Source organism: Serratia sp. Ser99, from assembly GCF_024519545.1.
Lineage (GTDB): Bacteria > Pseudomonadota > Gammaproteobacteria > Enterobacterales > Enterobacteriaceae > Serratia > Serratia liquefaciens.
On the sequence record NZ_JALJRT010000004.1, the window covers coordinates 349,817 to 371,483 of the forward strand.

The 21,667-nt window shown below is 55.2% G+C and carries 19 protein-coding genes and 1 pseudogene; 9 read left to right on the top strand and 11 right to left on the bottom strand.

The genetic code is table 11. The annotated features are described in order from the left end of the window. Nucleotides 1–9: 9 nt before the first annotated feature. The 3 genes from NR114_RS11440 to NR114_RS11450 all read right to left on the bottom strand — a co-directional run bounded on the left by NR114_RS11440 (nt 10) and on the right by NR114_RS11450 (nt 2,240). Entirely contained in the window at nt 10–381 is a 372-nt protein-coding gene (locus NR114_RS11440) for a RidA family protein (RefSeq protein WP_020827612.1), read from the bottom strand. 3 nt (nt 382–384) lie between these two features. Beyond that, on the bottom strand, nt 385–1,179 hold the full coding sequence (locus tag NR114_RS11445; RefSeq protein WP_256813527.1) for an alpha/beta hydrolase: 795 nt from the start codon (nt 1,177–1,179) through the stop codon (nt 385–387). 161 nt (nt 1,180–1,340) lie between these two features. Beyond that, nucleotides 1,341–2,240, bottom strand: a complete 900-nt coding sequence (locus NR114_RS11450; protein WP_129940817.1) for a LysR family transcriptional regulator — start codon at nt 2,238–2,240, stop codon at nt 1,341–1,343. A gap of 98 nt (nt 2,241–2,338) precedes the next feature. Between NR114_RS11450 and NR114_RS11455 the strand changes: the two genes are divergently transcribed. Beyond that, nucleotides 2,339–2,956: a glutathione S-transferase gene (locus NR114_RS11455; RefSeq protein WP_234530337.1), complete on the top strand. Its 618-nt coding sequence runs from the start codon at nt 2,339–2,341 to the stop codon at nt 2,954–2,956. Nucleotides 2,957–2,961: 5 nt separating this feature from the next. After that, nucleotides 2,962–3,882: a pyridoxamine 5'-phosphate oxidase family protein gene (locus tag NR114_RS11460; RefSeq protein ID WP_046373194.1), complete on the top strand. Its 921-nt coding sequence runs from the start codon at nt 2,962–2,964 to the stop codon at nt 3,880–3,882. Between the two features lie 30 nt (nt 3,883–3,912). On the opposite strand, the gene NR114_RS11465 is transcribed toward NR114_RS11460, so the two are convergent. Beyond that, nucleotides 3,913–4,128 (bottom strand): glycogen synthase, encoded by a 216-nt coding sequence (locus tag NR114_RS11465; RefSeq protein ID WP_020827617.1) that lies wholly within the window; start codon nt 4,126–4,128, stop codon nt 3,913–3,915. Nucleotides 4,129–4,356: 228 nt separating this feature from the next. Here NR114_RS11465 and gabD point away from each other — a divergent pair, with 228 nt between their 5' ends. Both gabD and NR114_RS11475 read left to right on the top strand, forming a co-directional pair. After that, on the top strand, nt 4,357–5,832 hold the full coding sequence (gene gabD / locus NR114_RS11470; protein WP_234530335.1) for an NADP-dependent succinate-semialdehyde dehydrogenase: 1,476 nt from the start codon (nt 4,357–4,359) through the stop codon (nt 5,830–5,832). 73 nt (nt 5,833–5,905) lie between these two features. Continuing rightward, nucleotides 5,906–6,283, top strand: a pseudogene (locus tag NR114_RS11475) (glyoxalase superfamily protein); the annotation flags it as partial. 12 nt (nt 6,284–6,295) lie between these two features. On the opposite strand, the gene NR114_RS11480 reads toward NR114_RS11475, so the two are convergent. Together NR114_RS11480 and NR114_RS11485 are read right to left on the bottom strand one after the other, a co-directional pair. Next, entirely contained in the window at nt 6,296–6,706 is a 411-nt protein-coding gene (locus NR114_RS11480) for a cupin domain-containing protein (protein ID WP_041415485.1), read from the bottom strand. A 120-nt stretch (nt 6,707–6,826) separates the two neighbouring features. Continuing rightward, a complete protein-coding gene (locus NR114_RS11485) occupies nt 6,827–7,816 on the bottom strand; it encodes an aldo/keto reductase (protein WP_046373192.1) in 990 nt (329 codons plus the stop codon). A gap of 459 nt (nt 7,817–8,275) precedes the next feature. On the opposite strand from NR114_RS11485, the gene NR114_RS11490 reads away from it, so the two are divergent. Both NR114_RS11490 and NR114_RS11495 read left to right on the top strand, forming a co-directional pair. Continuing rightward, on the top strand, nt 8,276–10,651 hold the full coding sequence (locus NR114_RS11490) for a glucose/quinate/shikimate family membrane-bound PQQ-dependent dehydrogenase (protein WP_020827622.1): 2,376 nt from the start codon (nt 8,276–8,278) through the stop codon (nt 10,649–10,651). A gap of 321 nt (nt 10,652–10,972) precedes the next feature. Next, complete coding sequence (locus NR114_RS11495) at nt 10,973–11,167, top strand: hypothetical protein (RefSeq protein ID WP_044552266.1); 195 nt, start codon at nt 10,973–10,975, stop codon at nt 11,165–11,167. A gap of 12 nt (nt 11,168–11,179) precedes the next feature. On the opposite strand, the gene NR114_RS11500 is transcribed toward NR114_RS11495, so the two are convergent. Next, nucleotides 11,180–12,436, bottom strand: a complete 1,257-nt coding sequence (locus tag NR114_RS11500; protein WP_256813524.1) for an MFS transporter — start codon at nt 12,434–12,436, stop codon at nt 11,180–11,182. An 81-nt stretch (nt 12,437–12,517) separates the two neighbouring features. Continuing rightward, nucleotides 12,518–13,825, bottom strand: coding sequence for an alpha-glucosidase/alpha-galactosidase (locus tag NR114_RS11505; RefSeq protein ID WP_234530331.1), 1,308 nt, complete (start codon nt 13,823–13,825; stop codon nt 12,518–12,520). 200 nt (nt 13,826–14,025) lie between these two features. Here NR114_RS11505 and NR114_RS11510 point away from each other — a divergent pair, with 200 nt between their 5' ends. After that, a complete protein-coding gene (locus tag NR114_RS11510) occupies nt 14,026–14,883 on the top strand; it encodes an AraC family transcriptional regulator (RefSeq protein WP_234530330.1) in 858 nt (285 codons plus the stop codon). 3 nt (nt 14,884–14,886) lie between these two features. Here NR114_RS11510 and NR114_RS11515 read toward each other — a convergent pair whose 3' ends face one another. The 3 genes from NR114_RS11515 to NR114_RS11525 form a co-directional block, all read right to left on the bottom strand. Then, nucleotides 14,887–16,350, bottom strand: a complete 1,464-nt coding sequence (locus NR114_RS11515; protein WP_234530329.1) for an EmmdR/YeeO family multidrug/toxin efflux MATE transporter — start codon at nt 16,348–16,350, stop codon at nt 14,887–14,889. Nucleotides 16,351–16,495: 145 nt separating this feature from the next. Continuing rightward, nucleotides 16,496–16,858: a diacylglycerol kinase gene (locus NR114_RS11520; protein ID WP_020827628.1), complete on the bottom strand. Its 363-nt coding sequence runs from the start codon at nt 16,856–16,858 to the stop codon at nt 16,496–16,498. Nucleotides 16,859–17,086: 228 nt separating this feature from the next. After that, nucleotides 17,087–18,211: an N-acetyltransferase gene (locus NR114_RS11525; protein ID WP_116690213.1), complete on the bottom strand. Its 1,125-nt coding sequence runs from the start codon at nt 18,209–18,211 to the stop codon at nt 17,087–17,089. A gap of 790 nt (nt 18,212–19,001) precedes the next feature. Here NR114_RS11525 and NR114_RS11530 point away from each other — a divergent pair. Beyond that, nucleotides 19,002–20,741: a fatty acyl-AMP ligase gene (locus NR114_RS11530; RefSeq protein WP_234530328.1), complete on the top strand. Its 1,740-nt coding sequence runs from the start codon at nt 19,002–19,004 to the stop codon at nt 20,739–20,741. After that, nucleotides 20,738–21,652 (top strand): NAD(P)-dependent oxidoreductase, encoded by a 915-nt coding sequence (locus tag NR114_RS11535; protein WP_129940822.1) that lies wholly within the window; start codon nt 20,738–20,740, stop codon nt 21,650–21,652. The genes NR114_RS11530 and NR114_RS11535 overlap by 4 nt, the downstream gene beginning before the upstream one ends. The last annotated feature ends 15 nt before the right edge of the window (nt 21,653–21,667 follow it).

Consider the following 21,667-nt stretch of genomic DNA (forward strand, 5'->3'; position numbering starts at 1 on the left):
ATAGATAAATCAGACGGTGGCGCTAACGGTTATTTCTATTTTCATTCCTGGCACCACCAGTTTATCGACTATCACCGTTGAACGATTGGGGTAAGGGAAGTTAAAGTATTTTTTGTAAATTTCATCGAGTAATTTAACGTCATTGACATCGGTCAGATAAATAATGACCTGTAATACCTTATCGCTGTGGCTATTTGCCGCTTTCAGGGTTTGAGCCAAATTATCGAATGTCAGGGCGATCTGCTTTTCCGGCGCGCCGGTTTCAATACTGCCGTCGGCTCTGACCGGGCCATGGGCGGTGAACAACATGCCGCCGCCCTGGGTGGCCCAGGAGAAAGGTTGACCGATTTCCGGCAGGCCGGTGTCAATGATGGTGCGCATGGTTTATTTCCCCGTAGTGGTTAGCAGGTGAGTCAGGGCGCCATCCCAGGCGAACAAGGCATCCAGCACGTTATAATGGTTGGCGCCGGCGACGGCGACCAGGGTGACAGGCTGGCCTTTTTCCTTCAGCGCAGCGTAATAGTGCCTTGACTGACCAATCAATTCCGGCAGCTCATTGGCACCGTAAAACAGCGTCATCGGCTTGATACGCTGCGGAATATGCCGCACCGGACTCAGTTGGCTAATTTGTTGCTTGGTCAACTGCAGTCGTCGGTTAACGTAGCTGTTTAATAGCGGCTCCAGTTCGAAAATGCCGCTGATCGGTAAGGTCGCGTCGACCACCGGGTGATGCTGCCAGACGCTGGCCAGATGCCCGCCGGCAGAGTGGCCGCACAGGTACACTGGCGCCGGGTGACAGACGGAAAGCCGTTGTTGAATCGCGTCCAGCGCCGCACCGGTTTGCCGGCAAATATCGTCAAGCCGGGCCTCGGGCGCCAGCGTATATTCCACCAGCACGACGTCAAAACCTAACGACAACGGCACCTGCGCAATAAAAGCAAAATCATCCTTACGACAAAACTGCCAATAGCCACCATGAATAAATATTAAGGTCCCTTTACCCGGTTTGTCGGAATATAACCAGTCAAAAACTTCTCGCGGTGAATTTCCATAGGCAATATTGCACTCATTGCGAGTTTTTTGATAAACCGCCTGACTGCGGATTTGAAATGAGTTGAGGATCTCATCTTCATTATCCACCGTGCTACCGTTGTCGTAACTCCCCGCAACAAGTTTCATATATTAAACTTCGTTTATTATTTAAGATATGCGTTAACTATTAGCAGTCGTCAAAATATTGTCAAGAGAGGCGTTACAGCAATGCGCGCCCGGTAATATAAATCTTTTTTCGCGCCAAATAAGTTTAACCAGTGAAACTTATTTGGCGCCAATACCTATTTTTATCGCGCCTGAATTTGCGCTAATTGGCTTAATTCCTGCCAGGCATAATCCCAGAAGGTGCGTACCTTGAGCGGCATGCGCTGCATGTTTTGCGCCACCAACTGCACCGGCATCGGCAAAGGTTCAAACGCCGGTAACAGGCGTACCAACGTCCCCGCGGCCAAATCGTCTGCCACCTGATACGACAATAGCCGGGCGATGCCCTTGCCCGCTCGCACCGCCAGTAACTGCGTTTCGACGTCATTGAGCAACAAACGTGGCGTTAGCCGTACCCGCTCGCCATTCTCCTGCGGGCCAAAGCGCCATTCGCGCAGCGATGCCCGCTGGGTACCCACGATGGTGTCATGCTCCGCCAGTTGCGCCGGCTCCTGCGGTTCACCGCGCCGCGCCAGATAGTCCGGGCTGGCGACGGTCACCCGGGACACCTGCCCCAACCGGCGCGCCACCCGCGAAGAATCCTGCAAATGACCAATGCGCACCGCGACGTCCAGCCCCTCGTCAATCAAGTCCAGGTTGCGATCGTTGAGGACCATTTCAATCTGCATCTGCGGATACCGGTCAAGAAACGCCATCACCACCGGTGCCACATGCTTGCGTCCGAACTGCACCGGCGAGGTAATACGCAATAATCCGGTGAGCTGAGTGTCCGCCGTGTCCAGCACCGCGGCCTGATAGTCAGTAAGCAGCAAGAGCGCACGCTCCGCCAACCGCAACCCTGCCTCTGTCGGCGCTAACCTTCGGGTGGTGCGTTCGACCAATCGGGCACCAAAGCGCTGTTCCAGCGAAGCGATAGCCCGGGTGACGGCTGGTGCGGAGCGTCGCAGCTTGCGCCCCGCCGCCGCTAGGCTGCCGTGCTGGACTACCGCCACAAAAATAGCCAATTCGTCCAGACGATCCATAGACTGTTCCAAAAAGTGAAATTATCAATTTCTACATTGCCGGATTCCGCTCGCTGACTGCAAGAGTATGCTGGTAAAAATTCTTCAGGAGTCTGACCATGCACAAGCTCAAACTGTACGGCACCCCGCTTTCCGGCCACGTCCACCGCGTGGCATTACTGCTAAGCATGCTGGAGCTGCCCTACGAATTTATTGAATCCCCGGCCGAGGTTCGCCAAAGCGAAGCGTTTCGCCGCCTGAACCCTCTCGGCCAGATCCCGGTACTGGTGGACGGCGATTTAACGCTGGCCGACAGCAATGCCATTCTGGTTTATCTGGCGAAAAACTACGCGCCGGGCAGCCACTGGCTGCCGGAGACGCCACTGGCGGCGGCGCAGGTGCAGGCGTGGTTGTCCAAAGCGGCCGGAGAAGTACGCTACGGTCCGGCGTCCTGTCGCCTGATCGCCCAATTTTCCGCACCGGAGGACGACAGGGTTGCGTTGGCGATTAGCACGCGCTTCTTGCCGCAGATGGAGCAGCATCTGAGCGACCGTGATTACCTGGCGACAGAGCAGCCCACCATCGCCGATCTGGCCTGCTACAGCTATGTGGCGGTGGCACCGGAGGGCGGTATCTCCCTGGCGCCCTATCCGGCCATCCGGCGCTGGGTGACGCGCATCGCCGCACTGCCCGGTTTCTTTGCGATGCCCGCATTGCCGCACCCTGCGCAAAGGTAAATCCTATGACCCAGCCGATGTTTCACCCTGACGAACTGCGCGCCCAGGCATTGGCCGGTTTTGACCGCGTCGGCGGCAACATTTACACCAGCATGCCCGAGCAGCACCGCGAATTTTTCGCCGCGCTGCCTTACCTGTTCGTCGCCACCCTGGACGAGCAGGGCTGGCCGGTGGCCACGCTGTTCAACGGCCCCCCTGGATTTTTACGCACGCCGGACAGCAACCACCTGCGCATCAGCGCCCCGCGTCGCCAGGACGACCCGGCGCAGGCGGCCTTGCAAACCGGGAGTCTGGTGGGAGCGTTAGGGCTGGACTTCAGCAACCGCCGACGCAACCGAGCCAACGGGCACATTACGCGCACCGATAAAAACCGCCTGGAAATTGCCGTCAGTCAGAGCTTCGGCAATTGTCCGCAGTATATCCAGCAACGCGAGCTGTATCCGGTAGCCACCCATCCCGCGCCGATTGAGCATCTCGCGACGCTGGACGCGGCGGCCCAGGCATTGATTCGCCAGGCGGATACCTGCTTCGTCGCCAGCTGCGCCCACAGCTCACTGGAACAAGGTGGCGTGGATATCTCACACCGGGGTGGCAAACCGGGATTTATCCATCTTCAGGATCGCAGCCTGTGGATACCGGATTTTCGCGGCAACCGCTATATGAACACGCTGGGGAACCTGCTGGCGGAACCCAGGGCTGCGCTGCTGTTTATCGATTTTGAGCGCGGTGATGTTCTGCACTTGCAGGGAGAAACGCAGATCCTCTGGCAGGCGCAAATCGGCCAGGGAGTCACGGGGGCGGAACGTTATTGGCGCTTCGATATCCGCAGCGCGTGGCGTTTTTCACAGGCCCTGCCGTGGCGCGGGCGCAATCTGACGTATTCGCCGGCCACGCTGAGCACCGGCGTGTGGTCACAACCGGCATAAAAAACCCCGCAGAGGCGGGGTTAGCTAAATTTATACGCTGTGTTCCGCCGTCGCGGCGGCCTGATAAAGCTGGCGGAAATAGCTCAGGCGTTCAAAGAACAAGCGGCTTTGCGCTTCGGACATGTTGCCCGCCACCTTGCCGGCGTCGATCTCACGCCCCTGCCACTCCATCAGCGCAATGCTGGAAGCCAAAAAATCCATGTTGCTGCTGTAGGCCGCAAGGTGCCGACTCACTGAAGTCATCATGCTGCACGCTCCTTTCAGGGTCTTAGGGTCATTTCAAAAAGGGTCATATGCCTGCTGATTTCAGTATCGGCCTGAGCGCGGGCATTTTTTGTACAGAAGGTGCGAATGGCGATAAATTGATCGGTTGCCAAGGATCGGGCAAATGAAGGCGGAAAAATTTGCTAGGGTAAAGGGTAGCCGTTTGGGGTAGGTCAACCCGTGTTGAATTCTGAAAAAGGAAGATAACCGATGAGCACTAACTTCTCCGCCCGCCTGAAAGATCCCATGCTGTTCCGCGAAGCCAACTACATCGATGGACAGTGGTTGGCGGCCAAAGGCGACCAAACTATCAAGATCCACAACCCCGCCACCGGCGAGCTGGTCGGTCAGGTGCCGGCTTTGGGTGCCAAAGAAACCGCGCAGGCGATCGCCGCCGCCAAAAAAGCCCAGCCTGGTTGGCGCGCGCTGACGGCCAAAGAGCGTGCCGGCAAGCTGCGCAAACTGTTCGAACTGATGATGGAAAACCAGGAGGATCTGGCCATCATCATGACCGCCGAGCAAGGCAAGCCGTTGGCAGAAAGCCGGGGTGAAATTGCCTACGCCGCCTCCTTCATCGAGTGGTTCGCCGAAGAAGGCAAGCGGGTTTACGGCGACACCATCCCGCAGAATCTGTCCGGTCGCCGCATTATCGTGCAGAAAGAGCCGATTGGCGTTTTCGCCGCGATTACGCCGTGGAATTTTCCGGCGGCAATGATCACCCGCAAGGCCGGTCCCGGCTGGGCGGCAGGCTGTACCGGGGTGATCCGTCCCGCCAGTCAGACCCCCTTCTCGGCGTTGGCGCTCGCCGTGCTGGCCGAACGTGCAGGTTTACCGGCCGGCGTGTGCAATGTGATCACCGGCCCAAGCCAGGCTATCGGTGGCGAACTGACCGCCAACCCGGACGTACGCAAACTCTCCTTTACCGGCAGCACCGAAGTGGGTGCGCAACTGCTGGCGCAGTGTGCCCCGACCATCAAAAAAACCAGTATGGAACTGGGTGGCAATGCGCCGTTTATCGTGTTTGACGATGCCGATCTGGACGCCGCCGTCGCCGGTGCCGTCGCGTCCAAATATCGCAACGCCGGCCAGACCTGCGTTTGCACCAACCGCTTCCTGGTACAGGACGGCATTTACGACGCCTTTGCCGAAAAGCTGAAGGTGGCAGTGGCCAAGCTGAAAGTCGGTAATGGCATGGATGATGGCGTCACCATCGGCCCGTTGATTAATCCGGCCGCCGTGGAAAAAGTCAGCGAGCATATCGCCGACGCGGTGCAGCACGGCGCCTCAATACTACTGGGCGGCAAGCCCCATGAGCTGGGCAATAACTTCTTTACGCCGACCATTCTGACCAACGTGCCGCGGCAGGCCAAAATCTTCCATGAAGAGACCTTTGGCCCGGTAGCGCCGCTGATCCGCTTCGACAGCGAAGCCGAAGCCATTGAGTTGGCCAACGATACTCCTTTCGGTCTGGCTTCTTATTTCTACAGTCGCGACATTGGCCGGGTAATGCGGGTTGCCGAAGCGCTGGAATACGGCATCGTAGGCATCAATGAAGGGCTGATATCCACCGAAGTGGCCCCCTTCGGCGGGGTTAAAAACTCCGGACTGGGGCGTGAAGGATCGAAGTACGGTATCGAAGATTATCTCGAGATAAAGTATCTGTGCCTGGGCGGATTAGGGATCTAGCCACCCGACGCTATTATGCGGCCCGCTCACGCGGGCCGGTCAAGCCCGATTACCTTTAGCAGCCGCTCAAACGAGGTCAACAATGGAGTTATCCGCTGCCGTTCCCATTCTTCGCATCTTTTCGGTTGAAAAGGCCCGGGAATTTTATCTGGATTTTCTCGGTTTCACGTTGGATTGGGAGCACCGTTTCAGTGAAGATCTGCCGCTGTACATGCAGATCACGCGTTCCGGTCTGAGATTGCATCTCAGTGAGCACTATGGTGACAGCACGCCGGGTTCCGCAGTGTTTATTCCCACCGAGGATATCGACGCGCTGCACCAGGAGCTATCAGCCAGGCAGTACCGCTATGCCCGGCCAGGCGTTGAAACCCTCGACTGGGGGAAAGAGCTGAACCTCACCGACCCCTTTGGCAACCGGCTGCGTTTTTGCCAGCAAATCGGCGACGCCTGACCCTTTTGGCGGCTAGCCGTTCAGGGCAGGCTTCTGGTACTGCGCGTCGCTGACCTTCTCCATCCAGTCTACCGGGCTGCCGTTTAACGATTCGGCGATGGCGATGTGGGTCATGGCGGTGTCCGGCGTCGCACCATGCCAGTGTTTGACGTCTTCCGGGATCCACACAATATCGCCCTGGTTCATTTCCTGGATCTCTTCGCCCCACAGCTGGATCCAACCACGCCCCTGAGTCACGATCAGCGTCTGGCCGAGCGGATGGGTGTGCCAGGCGGTACGGGCTCCGGGCTCAAAGGTCACGGTGGCGCCGCCCACCCGGGCCGGTTCGCTACCGGCAAAAGGCGCATCGATGCGAACTTTGCCGGTAAAGTACTCTTCTGGCCCCGGACGAGAAGGCTGGGAACCGCTGCGTTGAATTTTCACTTGTTTCTCCAGTTCGGCAGAGGCTGCCGACGTTAACATTGACAGGATAATTGTAGAGCGTGCGCGCCTTTTCGCCGGTCGGTGACGGCGGTTCAAAAGCTACCGCGGGCAACGGCCGCATCAACGTCCGACGTTTTGTTGCAAATGCGCCGGATAGCGATCGCCCTGAACCTCAATAACCGCGAGTGCCGCTTCAATGCTGCGCAGTTCTTCCGACGACAATGACAGCGACGCGGCCCCGAGGTTTTCCTGCAGGCGATGCTGTTTGGTGGTCCCCGGGATCGGCACAATCCAGGGTTGCTGTGCCAGCAGCCAGGCCAGCGCTATCTGTGCCGGGGTGACCCCTTTTTGCTGAGCTATCTGCCCCAGCACGTCCACCAGCCCCTGGTTGGCTCTGCGCGCCTGCTCGCTGAAACGCGGCACCACATTGCGGAAATCGCTGCTGTCGAAGGTGGTATTTTCGTTGATCGCCCCGGTGAGAAAACCTTTCCCCAACGGGCTGAAAGGAACAAACCCAATGCCTAACTCTTGCAGCGTCGGCAAGATTTCCTGCTCGGGCTCCCGCCACCACAGCGAATATTCACTTTGCAACGCCGTCACCGGCTGCACCGCATGGGCACGGCGCAGCGTCTGTGCCCCCGCCTCGGACAGGCCAAAGTGCTTCACCTTCCCTTCCTGGATCAGCGCCTTCACCGTACCGGCGACGTCTTCAATCGGCACATTGGGATCCACCCGGTGCTGATAAAGCAGATCGATCGTTTCGACGTTAAGACGCTTTAACGACCCTTCCACCGCCTGGCGGATATGTTCCGGCCGGCTGTTGAGCACCTGTTTGCCATCCGGCTGCGGCAGTTCAAAACCAAACTTGGTGGCTATGACGACCCGATCGCGTACCGGTGCCAGCGCCTCGCCCACCAGTGACTCATTGGTGAAGGGGCCATAAACTTCTGCGGTATCGAAAAAGGTCACGCCCTGATCCACAGCGGCTCGGATCAAGCCAATCGCCTGCTGTTTGTCGGTGGCCGGGCCATAGCCAAAGCTAAGCCCCATGCAGCCCAGTCCCAACGCTGATACCTCCAGCCCACTGTTACCCAGCTTACGTTTTTGCATTTTTCCTCCGATGTGTACGAATGGGTCACCGCTTGTGCGGGGCGACCAGGTGCGATCACTGTAAGAGGCAACCGGGCAAATAACTACGCGCTGAATATGCATGAGCTTATGAGCTCAATTCATAAACCCGCAAGGCGCTAAAAAAAAAGCACAAGGTATTCAATAAAAGCAGAATAATTAGAGTAACCTAGCCGCGCTTTGGGCGGCGCCGTCACATCCGTGCAACATCATCGAAACGGCTACGCCTGATTCAGCCCGTTTGGGCTTTATCTCTGACGAGAGCGTTTATTCAACGTCCAAAACTGTCCGCCTTATTTTTGATTGCCGCTGCCTTTTAGCCTTGGCAACAGGGGGATATGCCAGACACCGGGGATGGATTTTTGGGGAGAAACCGCGTGTTTTTTTGGATATGGCTTAATCTCTAAATCGGGGACTTTTCATTTTGGTAAGGATAATACTATGCAAAATAAAGCGTCATCATCGCCGCTCATCATCATCACGGCACTGTTCGCCGCGTTGAGTGGGCTCTATCTGCTGGGAGGCGGCATCTGGCTGGCCAAGCTCGGCGGTTCGCTGTACTACATCATCGCCGGCCTGGTACTGCTAATCACCGCCTGGTTACTGGTCCGCCGTCGTGCAACCGCTCTGTTGCTGTACGCGATCTTTTTACTCGGCACCACAATTTGGGCGCTGTGGGAAGTGGGGCCTGACTTCTGGGCACTGACGCCGCGTCTGGACGTCACCTTCTTCTTCGGCCTGTGGCTGGTACTGCCTTTTATCTATCGCAAGCTGCACGCCAGGGGCAAACTGGCCTACAGCGCGCTGAGCCTGGCGCTGGTCGTCACCGTGGTGGCGCTGGCCTATGCGGTGTTTAATGATCCACAAGAGATCAACGGCACCCTCGAACCTGCGCAGGTAAAAGTCGAACCTCAGGCGTCAGACGCCGACTGGCCGGCCTATGGCCGCACCCAGGAAGGCACGCGTTACTCTCCACTGAGCCAAATCAATGATAAGAACGTCGGCAAACTCAAGGAAGCCTGGACTTTCCAGACCGGCGACCTGAAAACCGCCAACGATCCGGGGGAAATCACCAACGAAGTGACCCCGATTAAAATCCGCGACACGCTCTATCTGTGCACCCCGCACCAGAAGCTGTTCGCACTGGACGCCGCCACCGGCAAACAAAAGTGGCAGTTCGATCCTCAGTTGAAATTTAACCCGACCTTCCAGCACATCACCTGCCGTGGCGTTTCGTATCATGAAACGCCGGCCGCCACAGGTGCAGCCGCAGATGCCTCCCCGGCTCTGTGCGCACGACGCATTATCCTGCCGGTGAATGACGGTCGTTTGTTCGCTCTGGATGCCGATAGCGGCAAGCCTTGCGCCGACTTCGCCAATAACGGCGAGCTCAACCTGCAAAGCAATATGCCGTATGCGACGCCGGGCCATTATGAACCAACGTCGCCGCCGGTGATCACCGACAAGGTGATTGTGATAGCCGGTGCAGTGACCGACAACTACTCCAACCGCGAGCCTTCGGGCGTGATCCGCGGTTTTGACGTCAACAGCGGCAAGCTGCTGTGGGCCTTCGATCCGGGCGCGAAAGATCCGAACGCCATTCCGGCGGACGAGCACCACTTCACCCCGAACTCCCCTAACTCCTGGGCCCCTTCAGCCTACGATGCCAAGCTGGATATCGTTTACCTGCCGATGGGCGTCACCACGCCGGACATCTGGGGCGGCGATCGCACGCCGGAAATGGAGCGTTATGCCAGTGGCCTGCTGGCGCTGAACGCCACCACCGGCAAACTGGTCTGGTTCTATCAGACGGTGCACCATGACCTGTGGGATATGGACGTACCGGCACAACCGACGCTGGCGGACATTACCGATAAAAACGGTAACAAGGTGCCGGTGATTTATGTGCCGACCAAAACCGGTAACATTTTCGTTCTGAATCGCACCAATGGCGAGTTGGTGGTTCCGGCGCCGGAAAAACCGGTTCCTCAGGGGCCAGCCAAGGGCGATCGTCTGTCACCGACCCAGCCTTTCTCTGAGCTGACTTTCCGTCCAGAGAAAAAGCTGACCGGCGCGGACATGTGGGGTGCCACCATTTATGACCAACTGGTTTGCCGGGTGATGTTCCACAGCCTGCGTTACGAAGGCACCTTCACGCCGCCTTCCGAGCAGGGCACGCTGGTGTTCCCGGGTAACCTGGGCATGTTCGAATGGGGTGGTCTGTCTGTAGATACCGACCGTCAGGTGGCTATCGCCAACCCTATCGCCTTGCCGTTTGTTTCCAAACTGATCCCACGCGGTCCGGGCAACCCGATCGAGCCTGACGAAAATGACAAAGGCGGATCCGGCACCGAGTCCGGCGTTCAACCGCAGTATGGCGTGCCGTTCGGCGTAACGCTGAATCCGTTCCTGTCGCCGTTTGGCCTGCCGTGCAAACAGCCGGCCTGGGGTTATATTTCCGCCGTGGACTTGAAAACCAACGACATCGTGTGGAAAAAACGTATCGGTACCGTACGCGACAGTTCTCCGCTGCCGTTACCGTTCAAAATGGGCATGCCGATGTTGGGCGGGCCGGTGTCCACCGCCGGTAACGTCTTCTTCATTGGCGCAACCGCGGACAACTATCTGCGCGCCTTCAGCGTGACCAACGGTGAAAAACTGTGGGAAGCGCGGCTGCCGGCCGGTGGCCAGGCAACGCCAATGACCTATGAGGTCAACGGCAAGCAGTACGTGGTGATTTCCGCCGGCGGTCATGGTTCGTTCGGCACCAAGCTGGGTGACTATATTGTCGCTTACGCCTTGCCAGACGAGAAATAATCGCAGAGGATAGTCTTGTCACAGAGCACGCCGGATGGCGTGCTCTGTCACTTTAAAACCACAGTAAAAGCTTTCCCACCGCCCATCCTCATCCTGCAATAAAATTTCACGCCAAGTATTGATAATGATTATCATTCGCAATATTATATCTGCGTTGGCCCCGGCAGTGGCCGGCAATCATCTTCATATCGCAAGCAGTAACCGGCGGCCGCCTTCGGGCGGCCCTATTTGGAGGCACATGGTCGAGCACAAACACCGGCAAGAAAGTAGCATCGCCCCCCTGCGGGCCCCCCCTGTCTACCTCAGCACGGAGACGCCAGAATGAGCCAACAGCCGTTAACCGCCATGCTGATGTTGATTTACGTACTGCTGATGGTTCCGGCACTGTTCGCCATCGATAGTCGTCTGAGCGCCACCCGCTGGGGCCACAGTCGCCTGATGCGCAAGACGCTGCAAACCGGGTTTATCATTGTCCTGACGCTGCTGTTTTTTAGCCTTATGACGCTGCTGTATTGAGTTGAGCCGGCACTAATTCGCCGCAACCGGCAGTGTGCCCTCCTGCTTGACTACCGCGACCTTACCGCTAAGGGCAAAGGCTGAAATCAACGTGAACAGCAACGCAATGCAGCCGAGGATCAGGTAAGAGGTTTTGAAACCGTAATTGACGTACATCAGGCCTGCCGCATAGGACATACCGATGGCCGAGAGCTGCTTGAAGAAGCAAAAGCCCCACAGGTATATCGACGCCGAAAGGTTAACGTTAAACTGGGTGGTGATGTATTTGAAAATGCCCACCAACAGGAACGGCACCTCAAACATATGCAGGGTTTTGAGAATAATGACCGCGGTGACCGAATCCGCCTGCGATGAACCAATAATCCGCACCGACATAATCACCCCAGCGATCAACAGCGCGTTCTTGCCGCCAATGCGATTAATGATCAACGACGCAAAGAACATGATGAAAGCGTTAAGAAACTCGCCCAGCGTCGTTACATAACCAAACGCCTGCGTTCCCGCATGTCGGTCGCTGAAAAACGACGTAAAGAAGTTGGCGAACTGCTGATCAAAGACGTCATACACGCAGGCCACGCCCACGATATACATCACCAGACACCAGAATTTGCGCATTTTCAGCAGGTTCAACGCCGCCTTTAACTTGATGGGTTTGTGGTTTAATGCCAAGCCGTCCGCCACCGCCAGCGTGCTGCTCTGATCGGGTTTAAACAAATACAGCAAACCGGCCAGGATCAGCGCAAAGCTGGAGGCCAACCAAAACGCGAACTGGTTGTTGATGGTAAACATATAGCCGACGATCGAGGCGCAGATGGCCCAACCGATACAGCCGAACAACCGGGCGCGGCCATACTCGAACTGACTGCGTCGGCTCACTTTTTCGATATAAGCTTCAATGGCCGGTGAACCGCCGCTGCACACCAGCCCCAGGTAAACCCCGCACAGCAAGGCCCCCCAAACAAAATGGCTTTGCAGCAGCGGCGAAAACACATAAATAAACAGCGGCGCCAGAAACAGCAGCAGGAAGATGATCATCCACAGCAGGTGTTTCTTCAGGCCAAATTTGTCGGTGACGAAACCGAAAATCGGCTGAAACACCAGGGCAAACAGCGCCATACAGGCAAACACCAATCCGGTTTGCTGCTGGTCAAGCTGGTTGACGTCATGCAGCCAGATAGGAAAGAACGGCAGCACCGCCCCCATGATGAAAAAGTAGAAAAAACAGAAGGCCCCAAAGATCCAAAAATTCTTGTTTCTCAAATAAAACATGGCTCACCACCCTATTTTTGATGGCGCAGGAAGCCCCGCGCCTTGTGCGTTTTGAGGAGGTAATACGGTTAAATTCGGCGATCAGTGATAGGCAGGGAGCCAGTTGCCGTGAGCCTCAATCAGCTCGTCGCACAGCTTACGTATATCATCAATGGAAAGTTCGGCGGAGGTATGTGGGTCCAACAGCGCCGCATGGTATATCGCGTCGCGTTTGCCCGTCACTGCCGCTTCAATGGTCAATAGCTGGGTATTGATATTGGTGCGGTTCAGCGCCGCCAGTTGCTCAGGTAAATGGCCAACGTAACAAGGGCTGATCCCCTGCCCATCCACCAGACAGGGCACTTCTACGCAGGCCTCTGCCGGCAAGTTGGTGATGAGACCGGTGTTGAGCACGTTGCCGCCAATCTTGTACGGCCGGTCGGTCTCCATCGCTTCGATAATGTATGAGGCATATTCGTGGGTACGGGAATGCGTCAGGTTAGCGTCGTGGGTCAACGCCAGCTTGCGTTGCTGCCACTGGTCGATTTGCTCGATACAACGGCGCGGATACTCGTCGAGAGGAATATTGAAGCGCTCAATCAGTTCCGGATAATGACGTTTAATCCAATACGGCATGTATTCGGCATTATGCTCGGAAGATTCAGTGACGTAATAACCAAAGGTTTTCATGATTTCATGGCGTACCATGTCGTCATGCTTGCCCTGCAGCGCGTTGGCGCGACGCTTGATTTCCGGGTACAGATCCTCGCCGTGACGGCGAACGTCCAGCAGCCAGGCCATGTGGTTGATGCCGGCAATGTGAAACTGTACGTCGTCGGTAGGCATATCGACGCTTTTCAGCAAGGTCTCCGCACACACCTGAACGCTGTGACATAACCCCACCGTTTTCACCCCGGTATGGCGCAGCATGGCTCCGGTTAAGGCCGCCATTGGGTTGGTGTAGTTCAGCAACCAGGCATCCGGACAGACCGCCTCAATGTCACGGGCAAAGTCAAACAGCACCGGAATGGTACGCAGCGCGCGGAAGATGCCGCCGATGCCCAGGGTATCGGCAATGGTCTGCTGCAGGCCGTACTTTCTGGCAATGGTGAAATCGGTGATGGTGCAAGGATCGTAGCCGCCGACCTGAATGGCATTTACCACGTAATTAGCGTTTTTCAGTGCCGCCCGGCGGTTTTCTACCCCGAGATAAGGGGTGATCTTCGCCCTGCCCGCATTAATATTGCGGTTGATATTGCTCAGCATGGCGAAAGATTCATTGAGACGAGCGCTGTCAATGTCGTACAGCGCAATATCCACCTCTTTCAGGGCCGGCGTTGCCATGATATCGCCGAGAACGTTCTTGGCGAAAATGGTGCTGCCTGCTCCCATAAAAGTCACTTTAATCATCGTATTTCTCCGCTGCTGTGGTTTTCGATAAGCTGAAACTACGCGGCAACGCATTCGCAATATAGGGATAAATGTGACCTTGTTATGGCGAAAAATGACGCAGCATGAAAACTGTGAGCCAGGTCTGGATCTGAAGATCGCCCCACCGCCGTGCCACGACTACACTGCTACAGTAAGCGAAAACACAGGGGCCATGACTGATGCATAAGAGTTTTACTCTGAGTCGTACCGACAATATCGAGCTGAACCTTTACCAGTATGGCGAGGAGAACTGTGACAAGGGGCACAGCTTTGGACCGGCGGTACGCCAACACTATTTATTTCATTATGTGATAAGCGGTACCGGGGTACTGAGCAGCGAATATGGCTCTTTTCCGGTGGTGGCCGGAGAAGGTTTTTTGATCCACCCGCACGACGTGACCACCTATCGCGCCGACTCAAAAGATCCCTGGCATTATATGTGGCTGGAAGTCGACGGGCTGGTGGCTGGCAAGATTTTTGAAGAGTGCCGCCTGAGCCGCCAGTTGCCGATTTATCGTCCCCGCCAGAACGAAGACTCCCCTCTGGCGCTGCGCTATCTGCGGCAACTCATTAGCCATGGTGATGAACATCGGTTAAAAACGCTGGGCCTGAGCTATCTGTTTTTTTCTTCGCTGATTGATAACGCTTTGCAAAGCATCGCCGAGCCGCCAAGCGACAAGGCGCAGCATCTGCGCAAGGCGGTAAAACTCATTGAAAACCGCTACCATGAACCCCTCACCATTGAGCGCCTGGCCGCCTACTGCAACATCAACCGCAGTTACCTGTGTCGGCTGTTTAAAGGCACTTACGGCATTGGGCCAAAGGAATATCTGCTGAACTTCCGCATGAACATCGCCGCCAGCCTGCTGTGCAATAGCCAGACGTCAATCAAGGTGGTGGGAATTTCGGTGGGGTATGAAAACCAACTGCACTTCTCCAAGGCCTTTAAACAGGTCCACGGCCTCTCGCCGGCCAAATGGCGTCTGGAAAATAGTCAGGCATCATCGGTGCCGGGCGAAGTAACAGCGAACGCCTGATGCTTACTCGCCCCTTTTCTCTGCGCGGATATTTTCCGCCAGCGAGTTCGATTTTATGCGCGGGTATTTCCACAGCCACCGTCCGCTGACCATACGCCAGTAGAACAAGACACCGCGTACCGCCCAATCCATAAACATCCCCAGCCAGACGCCAACCACGCCCATGCCCAGCATGATGCCCAGCGTATAACCGGCAACCACGCGGCAACCCCACATGCCCAGCATCGACACCCACATCGCAAAACGGGCGTCGCGCGCGCCCTTCAAACCGGCGGGCAACACCCATGACGCCGCCCAGATAGGCATAAAGGCGGCATTGAGCCAGAGCAACACCTTTACCACCTCCTTCACGTCGTCTTGTTGGGTATAAAACGAGGCAAACACCCCCGCCAGGGGCGCCGTGCCCCAGGCAATCACCGTCAGCCCAATCGTTGCCAGCCAGAAAATGTGGCGCAATTGGCGCTCTGCCTGAGCTATTTGCCCTTTGCCCAGCCGTTTTCCCACAATAATGGTCGACGCCGACCCCAGGGCGTTGCCCGGAAGGTTAATCAACGACGCGACAGAAAAAGCGATGAAATTGCCGGCGATAACGTTGGTGCCCATGCCGGCAACAAACATTTGGGTCAATAACTTGCCGCCGTTGAACAACACCGATTCGATGCTGGCAGGAATACCTATCCCCAGCACTTCCCACAGGATGGTCAGCTTCAACGGGGTAAAGTAACTTTTCAGCGTGATGTGCAGCGCCGGATTAAAGCCGATCATCAGGACATAAACGATCGCGATGGCGCCAATATAGCGGGAAATGGTTAACCCCAGCCCGGCCCCGACAAACCCCAGCCCGTGCCAGCCCAGCATGCCGTAAATCAGTATGCTGCTGATGATGATATTCAGAATATTCATGCCGCCGTTGATCAACAGCGGGATTTTGGTGTTGCCGGCACCGCGCAACGCCCCGCTGCCAATCAAGGCAATGGCGGCGGCCGGGTAGCTCCACACCGTGGTTTGCAGATAAGACAGCGCCAACGCCTTTACCTCCGGCGTGGCGGCACCGGCGATCACATCAATAATCTGTTCGCCCGCCAAATGAATGCCGATCGCCAAGGCAAAGGCCACCAGGGTCATTAGCACCAGCGACTGGCGTGCAGCCGCTCGCGCTCTTTTTCTGTCCCGCTTGCCGAGGCTAAAGGCCACCACCACCGTGGTGCCCAGATCCACCGCGGCGAAGAACGAGATGATTACCATGTTGAAGCTGTCCGCCAGCCCCACCCCGGCCATCGCCTCTTTGCCGATCCAGCTCACCAAAAAGGTGCTCAGCACCCCCATCAGCAGGACGCAGGCATTCTCCATAAAGATCGGCACCGCCAGCGGCGTGATCTCACGCCAAAACAGCACGCGATAGCTTTTGCGTTTAGGATACCAGGGCGTATTTTCCACGCGCTGGCGCAGGGCGGCGTATAAGTTCAAGATCGGCTCATGAGATAAAAGTGAAACAACATTTCAAATAATGAGCGACAGAACGTTATCCTGCAAAGAATATTTTGCTTCCTTGATGAAGGCAGCCGAAAGCTGGCGTTTCTTCCGGAAAATCTGGGTGCCCCGCGGGTATTAATCAGCCCAACAAGACCACCAGCCAAAGCATTATCGTCATCACCACCGCAACCAACTGCGCAGCGCCGCCCAAATCCTTGGCCCGCTTGGATAAGGGATGTATCTCCAGAGAAATGCGATCGACAACGCTCTCAATGGCAGTATTAAGCAACTCAACAACCAGTAAAATGAAGCTGCTGGCAATCAATAACATCCTTTCTACTTTTGTAATATCTAAAGTAAATGTAACAACCAGTAATATTACGTTAATCACCAGCAATTGGCGGAAAGCATCTTCGGTAAAAACGGCATCGACAAGACCCGCCAGTGAGTTTTTTATGCTACTTATTAAGCGATTTATTCCTTTTTTCTTTTCAAAGGACATGCATCTTACTCTTATAAAAACCGGGTGATTTTTAATACCAATCAATAACGCACAGTAACTTATAACGAAATTGGTTAATGAAATTAAATAATCACCCGTGTGACATTGTTTTTCCGGCAACGTTGAATCGCCAACAACCAAAAGGCAATTTTGGCCATAGGTATTCTCTGAGCGCAGTGCGTTTTACATCCTGTGAAGGGCCGATAAAATCAGCGTCTTGCAGAGGGGTTAGAGTTGTTTTTCATATAAGCGATAACGCTTGTAAGGCACCGCGCCAATTCGCTCCAGGATGGTGCGCATGCCGGTATTCGACTCTAATATCCAGGACATCTCCAGCGCATCAATACCGCGTTTCTCGAAGGGGTCATGTAACGCTTCGATCAGCAATAGTGCAATAATCGGCCCTATTCGGCTGAATTGATATTCCTGGCGAACGCCCATCAGCGGCACCCTCGCGGTACGCACCCCGCTCACTTTCAAACGCCACAACAGCTTCGCCCAGCCAAAGGGAAATAAACTGCCGTTGAGATCGGCAATTGCCTCGTTGATATTGGGCAAACCGACGATGAAGGCGCAGGGTACTGAATCGACCTCGGCAATATAAATCATGTCATCAGGCACCAGGAACTTCAGCTGATCGCCCATGGTGGCAAACTCATGTTTGGTGAAAGGCACAAATCCCCAGTTATCCTGCCAACCGGAATTGAAAATTTCGCGCAGCACCTGCATTTCCTCGCTAAACCTTTTGCGATTGAGGCGGCGAAGGGTCACTTTTTTACGAACCTGACTCATCATTTTGGCCAGAGAAGGCGAAAAATGCAGGTCCGTGCGCTTCATCCAATAAGCCAACAAATCTATGCCCTGCGTATACCCCTGGCGCTCCAGATTGGCTGCGTAGTAGGGTTTGGCATGCGTCATCAGCGCCGACGGCGGCGTATCAAACCCTTCGACCAACAGGCCACTTTCCTGATTGATATTAAGACTGAAGGGACCGGTGATTTTTAATGCGCCCTTAGACCTCAGCCAAGCTTCTGCCGCGGCAAATAACGCGCTAAAAACCGCCGGATCCTCGATGGCATCGATCATGCCAAAGTGACCGGTATCCTCGCCGTAGCGTTCGCGGTGCAAAGCGTCAATTTGAGCGGTTATCCGCCCGACCACCTTGCCCTCTTTTTTGGCTACCCATGCCTGCCATTCTATATGGTCAGTCCCAGGATTCTTCTTAGAGAGATGTTCTTCGCGCTCTAAATACAAAGGGTCAATCCAATTAGGATCGTCACGAAACAGGGAGGAAGGAAAAGCGATAAATGCCTTAAGATCACGCTTATCGAGGACTTGCTCAATATGAATCATAAATAACCTTACAATTTAGTGACATGCTCAAAAAAAGAACGTTATAACGCCAGTGATATTTTCTGAAATGAGATCCGCTCTCGGTTATGACTTATCCCTTTAAGAGATAAGAAAAATCAATTAATACCTATTATCCTGCAGGATGTTACCCGAGCAGAGTTTCCACTGACACGTGCTGTTCTTTATCAAAAGTGATGCCAGACAGAGGCGTGAGTGATCTGAGCAAATTATGCTTTTTATTATTTCGTGCTATTTCCAGCAAAGAAAAACCAATCGTTTTTTAGTTTACTAATTCTGGTCTGGAGACGCATTGGCATATTTTAACATTAAATGCTTTTTCTATCCCTGGGGTTAAATGAGGCTTTCACTTTTGTCCGTCTTCCGGATACTGTTTAGGATATGTTTAAGTACGGAGATAGCCATGCGCAAGATCAGATCATATGAATCGCCGATTATTGCCTTCCGGAAATGTGTCGATAACAGGCACCCGGTCAAGGCTGTCGGGCAAAGGATGGAGATATCAAGAGCTGGCTGTGACAGCACCTATATCCGCCGTTCTTCTGTCATGGTCCTCACGTGAAAAAGACTAGGTAATATCCACGGCTAATCCCTCGCCTTTAGTTCTAAGTAGACATGCTGGTTATTAATTCCAGGGTGATCTGTTTGTGGAATGAAAGAAAATGATTGAATAACAAATATATTCAAAACATTTTCATTGTAAAAACATTAACTCTCTCGCCAATAGTCGTTTATCTCTTTTGGTGATTTTTACTCTATGGCTAATTTGTATATGTCTGAAACAAGCTCCACTCATTCTCTTCCAATGCGTTATGCAGATTTCCCCACTCTGGTGGAGGCATTAGATTATGCAGCGCAGGGCAGTACAGGAATGAACTTTTACGATCGTCGTAATCAGCTCGTGGCCGTACTGGAATATCGCACGCTGAAACAGCGCGCGATAGTGGGTGCGCGGCGCCTGTTATCCCTGAACCTCAATAAAGGCGATCGGGTTGCACTTATCGCGGAAACCAGCGCCGGTTTCGTTGAGGCTTTTTTTGCCTGCCAATATGCCGGTTTGGTTGCCGTGCCCCTGGCCATTCCTATGGGGGTCGGGCAACGGGACTCTTATACCATTAAGCTTCAGGGCCTGATCAACAGCTGTAAACCTGCCGCCATTATCAGCAGCGAAGAATGGGTACCGCTGATCAGCTCTGCGACCCTGGATGCACCGCCAACCCATATTCTCAGCGACGCAGATTTTAACGCTCTGCCCGAGCGGGATGTGGAGCTGCAGACACCGTCGCCCAACGATATTGCCTATCTCCAATACACGTCGGGCAGCACTCGCTTTCCACGCGGGGTGATCATTACCCAGCGTGCGGTGATGTCTAACCTGCGCGTGATTAGCCATGATGGGATCAAACTGCGCGCGGGCGATCGCTGCGTTTCCTGGCTGCCCTTCTATCACGATATGGGCCTGGTCGGTTTCCTGCTTACCCCAGTGGCGACTCAGCTGTCCGTCGACTATTTGCGTACGCAAGATTTTGCCATGCGTCCAATGCAATGGTTAAAACTGATCGCCAAAAATCGCGGCACCGTGTCCGTCGCTCCGCCGTTTGGCTACGATTTATGCCTGCGCTACAGCAACAACAAAGAGATCACCGAGTTGGATCTCTCCAGTTGGCGCGTGGCCGGCGTAGGGGCTGAACCTATTCCGTCAGATTTACTCTCTCAGTTCGCTGAGCACTTCGGCCATCTTAACTTTGACCGCAAGGCGCTGATGCCCTGCTATGGTTTGGCCGAGAACACCCTGGCGGTCAGTTTCTATGACGAAGCTTCCGGTGCGCCCATCAACCAGGTCGACCGCGACATTTTGGAATACGAAGGTAAGGCGGTAGCACCCGGCAAAAAAACGCGGGTCACATCGACCTTTGTCAATTGCGGCAAACCACTGCCCGGTCACCGTATCGAAATTCGCAGCGAAACCGGGCTCCCGCTGCCTGAGCGGCAGGTCGGCCGTATTTGTATCTCCGGCCCCAGCCTGATGAATGGCTATTTCCGCGACGATGCGTCTCAACAGCAAATCCAGACAAGCGGCTGGATGGATACCGGTGACCTGGGCTACCTGCTGGACGGCTACCTGTACGTCACCGGCCGCAAGAAAGATTTGATCATCATTCGCGGTCGTAACATTTGGCCGCAGGATATTGAATATGTTGCGGAGTCCGAGCCGGAAATCCGCTCTGGCGACGCCATTGCCTTCGTGACCGAAGAGCACGGTGACGGCGCCAGAATCATTCTGCAAATCCAGTGCCGGGTCAGCTCTGAAGATCGTCGGGAGCAAATCGTCCACACGCTGAGCGCCCGAATTCAAAGCGAGTTCGGCATTGCGGTGGATATTGAGCTGTTGCCGCCCCACAGCATTCCCCGCACCTCCTCGGGGAAACCTGCCCGTGCGGAGGCCAAGAAGCGTTGGCTGACCACCTCCATCTGCCCGCCGATGCAACAACTGGCAGGTTTTGCGCAATGACAGGCACCGTGGCAGTCACTGGCGTAACCGGCTTTATTGGCCGGCATATCGTTCAGAATCTGCTTTCCCGTGGTTTTACCGTGCGCGCCCTCACCCGGCGCGCAGGTCAAATCGCCCCCCCTAACCTGACCTGGATCCAGGGGGCGCTGGAGGATCAGGACTCGCTCATCGAGCTGGTTCGCGGGGCTGAATTCGTGGTGCATTGTGCGGGCCAGGTGCGGGGAGGCACGGAAGAAACCTTCACCCGGTGTAATGTCAGCGGCAGCCAACACCTGATGCAGGCGGCCAGACAAAGCGGCAGTTGCAAGCGCTTCCTGTTTATCTCTTCTCTTGCCGCTCGCCATCCGGAGCTGTCCTGGTATGCCAATTCAAAACACGTTGCTGAACAACGGCTAACCGCTATGGCTGCGGATATTTCACTGGGCATTTTTCGCCCCACCGCGGTTTACGGGCCCGGTGATAAAGAGCTTAAGCCGATATTCAGCTGGCTTCTGCGCGGCGTGCTTCCACGGCTGGGCGCAGCGGAAGCAAAGCTGACGTTCCTTCACGTGAGCGATTTAGCCGAAGCCGTAAGCCAGTGGCTATTGGCCCCTGGCCCGCAGACGCAAACGTATGAACTTTGCGACGGGGTTGCCGGCGGTTATAGCTGGCAGCGATTACGGGAAATAGGGACCGCCGTACGCAATGGCCCGGTGAGGCTGGTGGGGATCCCGCTGCCCCTGCTGAAAATTTTGGCCGATGGCAGCATGTTGCTGAGCCGGTTGACCAACAAAGAACCGATGCTGACCCACAACAAAATACGGGAATTAACCTATCCGGACTGGTCTGCAAACAATCGAAGCCTGTCCGAGGATACTCATTGGGTCCCCAAGGTCAGTTTGAAGCGCGCACTGCGTGAAGGTTTATTTTAATTATCTAAATTAGAG

Bases quoted from the DNA above. Each gene is read 5' to 3' on its own strand.
- NR114_RS11440 (WP_020827612.1), bottom strand. From the start codon at position 381: ATGCGCACCATCATTGACACCGGCCTGCCGGAAATCGGTCAACCTTTC.
- NR114_RS11445 (WP_256813527.1), bottom strand. From the start codon at position 1,179: ATGAAACTTGTTGCGGGGAGTTACGACAACGGTAGCACGGTGGATAAT.
- NR114_RS11450 (WP_129940817.1), bottom strand. From the start codon at position 2,240: ATGGATCGTCTGGACGAATTGGCTATTTTTGTGGCGGTAGTCCAGCAC.
- NR114_RS11455 (WP_234530337.1), top strand. From the start codon at position 2,339: ATGCACAAGCTCAAACTGTACGGCACCCCGCTTTCCGGCCACGTCCAC.
- NR114_RS11460 (WP_046373194.1), top strand. From the start codon at position 2,962: ATGACCCAGCCGATGTTTCACCCTGACGAACTGCGCGCCCAGGCATTG.
- NR114_RS11465 (WP_020827617.1), bottom strand. From the start codon at position 4,128: ATGATGACTTCAGTGAGTCGGCACCTTGCGGCCTACAGCAGCAACATG.
- gabD (WP_234530335.1), top strand. From the start codon at position 4,357: ATGAGCACTAACTTCTCCGCCCGCCTGAAAGATCCCATGCTGTTCCGC.
- NR114_RS11485 (WP_046373192.1), bottom strand. From the start codon at position 7,816: ATGCAAAAACGTAAGCTGGGTAACAGTGGGCTGGAGGTATCAGCGTTG.
- NR114_RS11490 (WP_020827622.1), top strand. From the start codon at position 8,276: ATGCAAAATAAAGCGTCATCATCGCCGCTCATCATCATCACGGCACTG.
- NR114_RS11495 (WP_044552266.1), top strand. From the start codon at position 10,973: ATGAGCCAACAGCCGTTAACCGCCATGCTGATGTTGATTTACGTACTG.
- NR114_RS11500 (WP_256813524.1), bottom strand. From the start codon at position 12,436: ATGTTTTATTTGAGAAACAAGAATTTTTGGATCTTTGGGGCCTTCTGT.
- NR114_RS11505 (WP_234530331.1), bottom strand. From the start codon at position 13,825: ATGATTAAAGTGACTTTTATGGGAGCAGGCAGCACCATTTTCGCCAAG.
- NR114_RS11510 (WP_234530330.1), top strand. From the start codon at position 14,026: ATGCATAAGAGTTTTACTCTGAGTCGTACCGACAATATCGAGCTGAAC.
- NR114_RS11520 (WP_020827628.1), bottom strand. From the start codon at position 16,858: ATGTCCTTTGAAAAGAAAAAAGGAATAAATCGCTTAATAAGTAGCATA.
- NR114_RS11525 (WP_116690213.1), bottom strand. From the start codon at position 18,211: ATGATTCATATTGAGCAAGTCCTCGATAAGCGTGATCTTAAGGCATTT.
- NR114_RS11530 (WP_234530328.1), top strand. From the start codon at position 19,002: ATGTCTGAAACAAGCTCCACTCATTCTCTTCCAATGCGTTATGCAGAT.
- NR114_RS11535 (WP_129940822.1), top strand. From the start codon at position 20,738: ATGACAGGCACCGTGGCAGTCACTGGCGTAACCGGCTTTATTGGCCGG.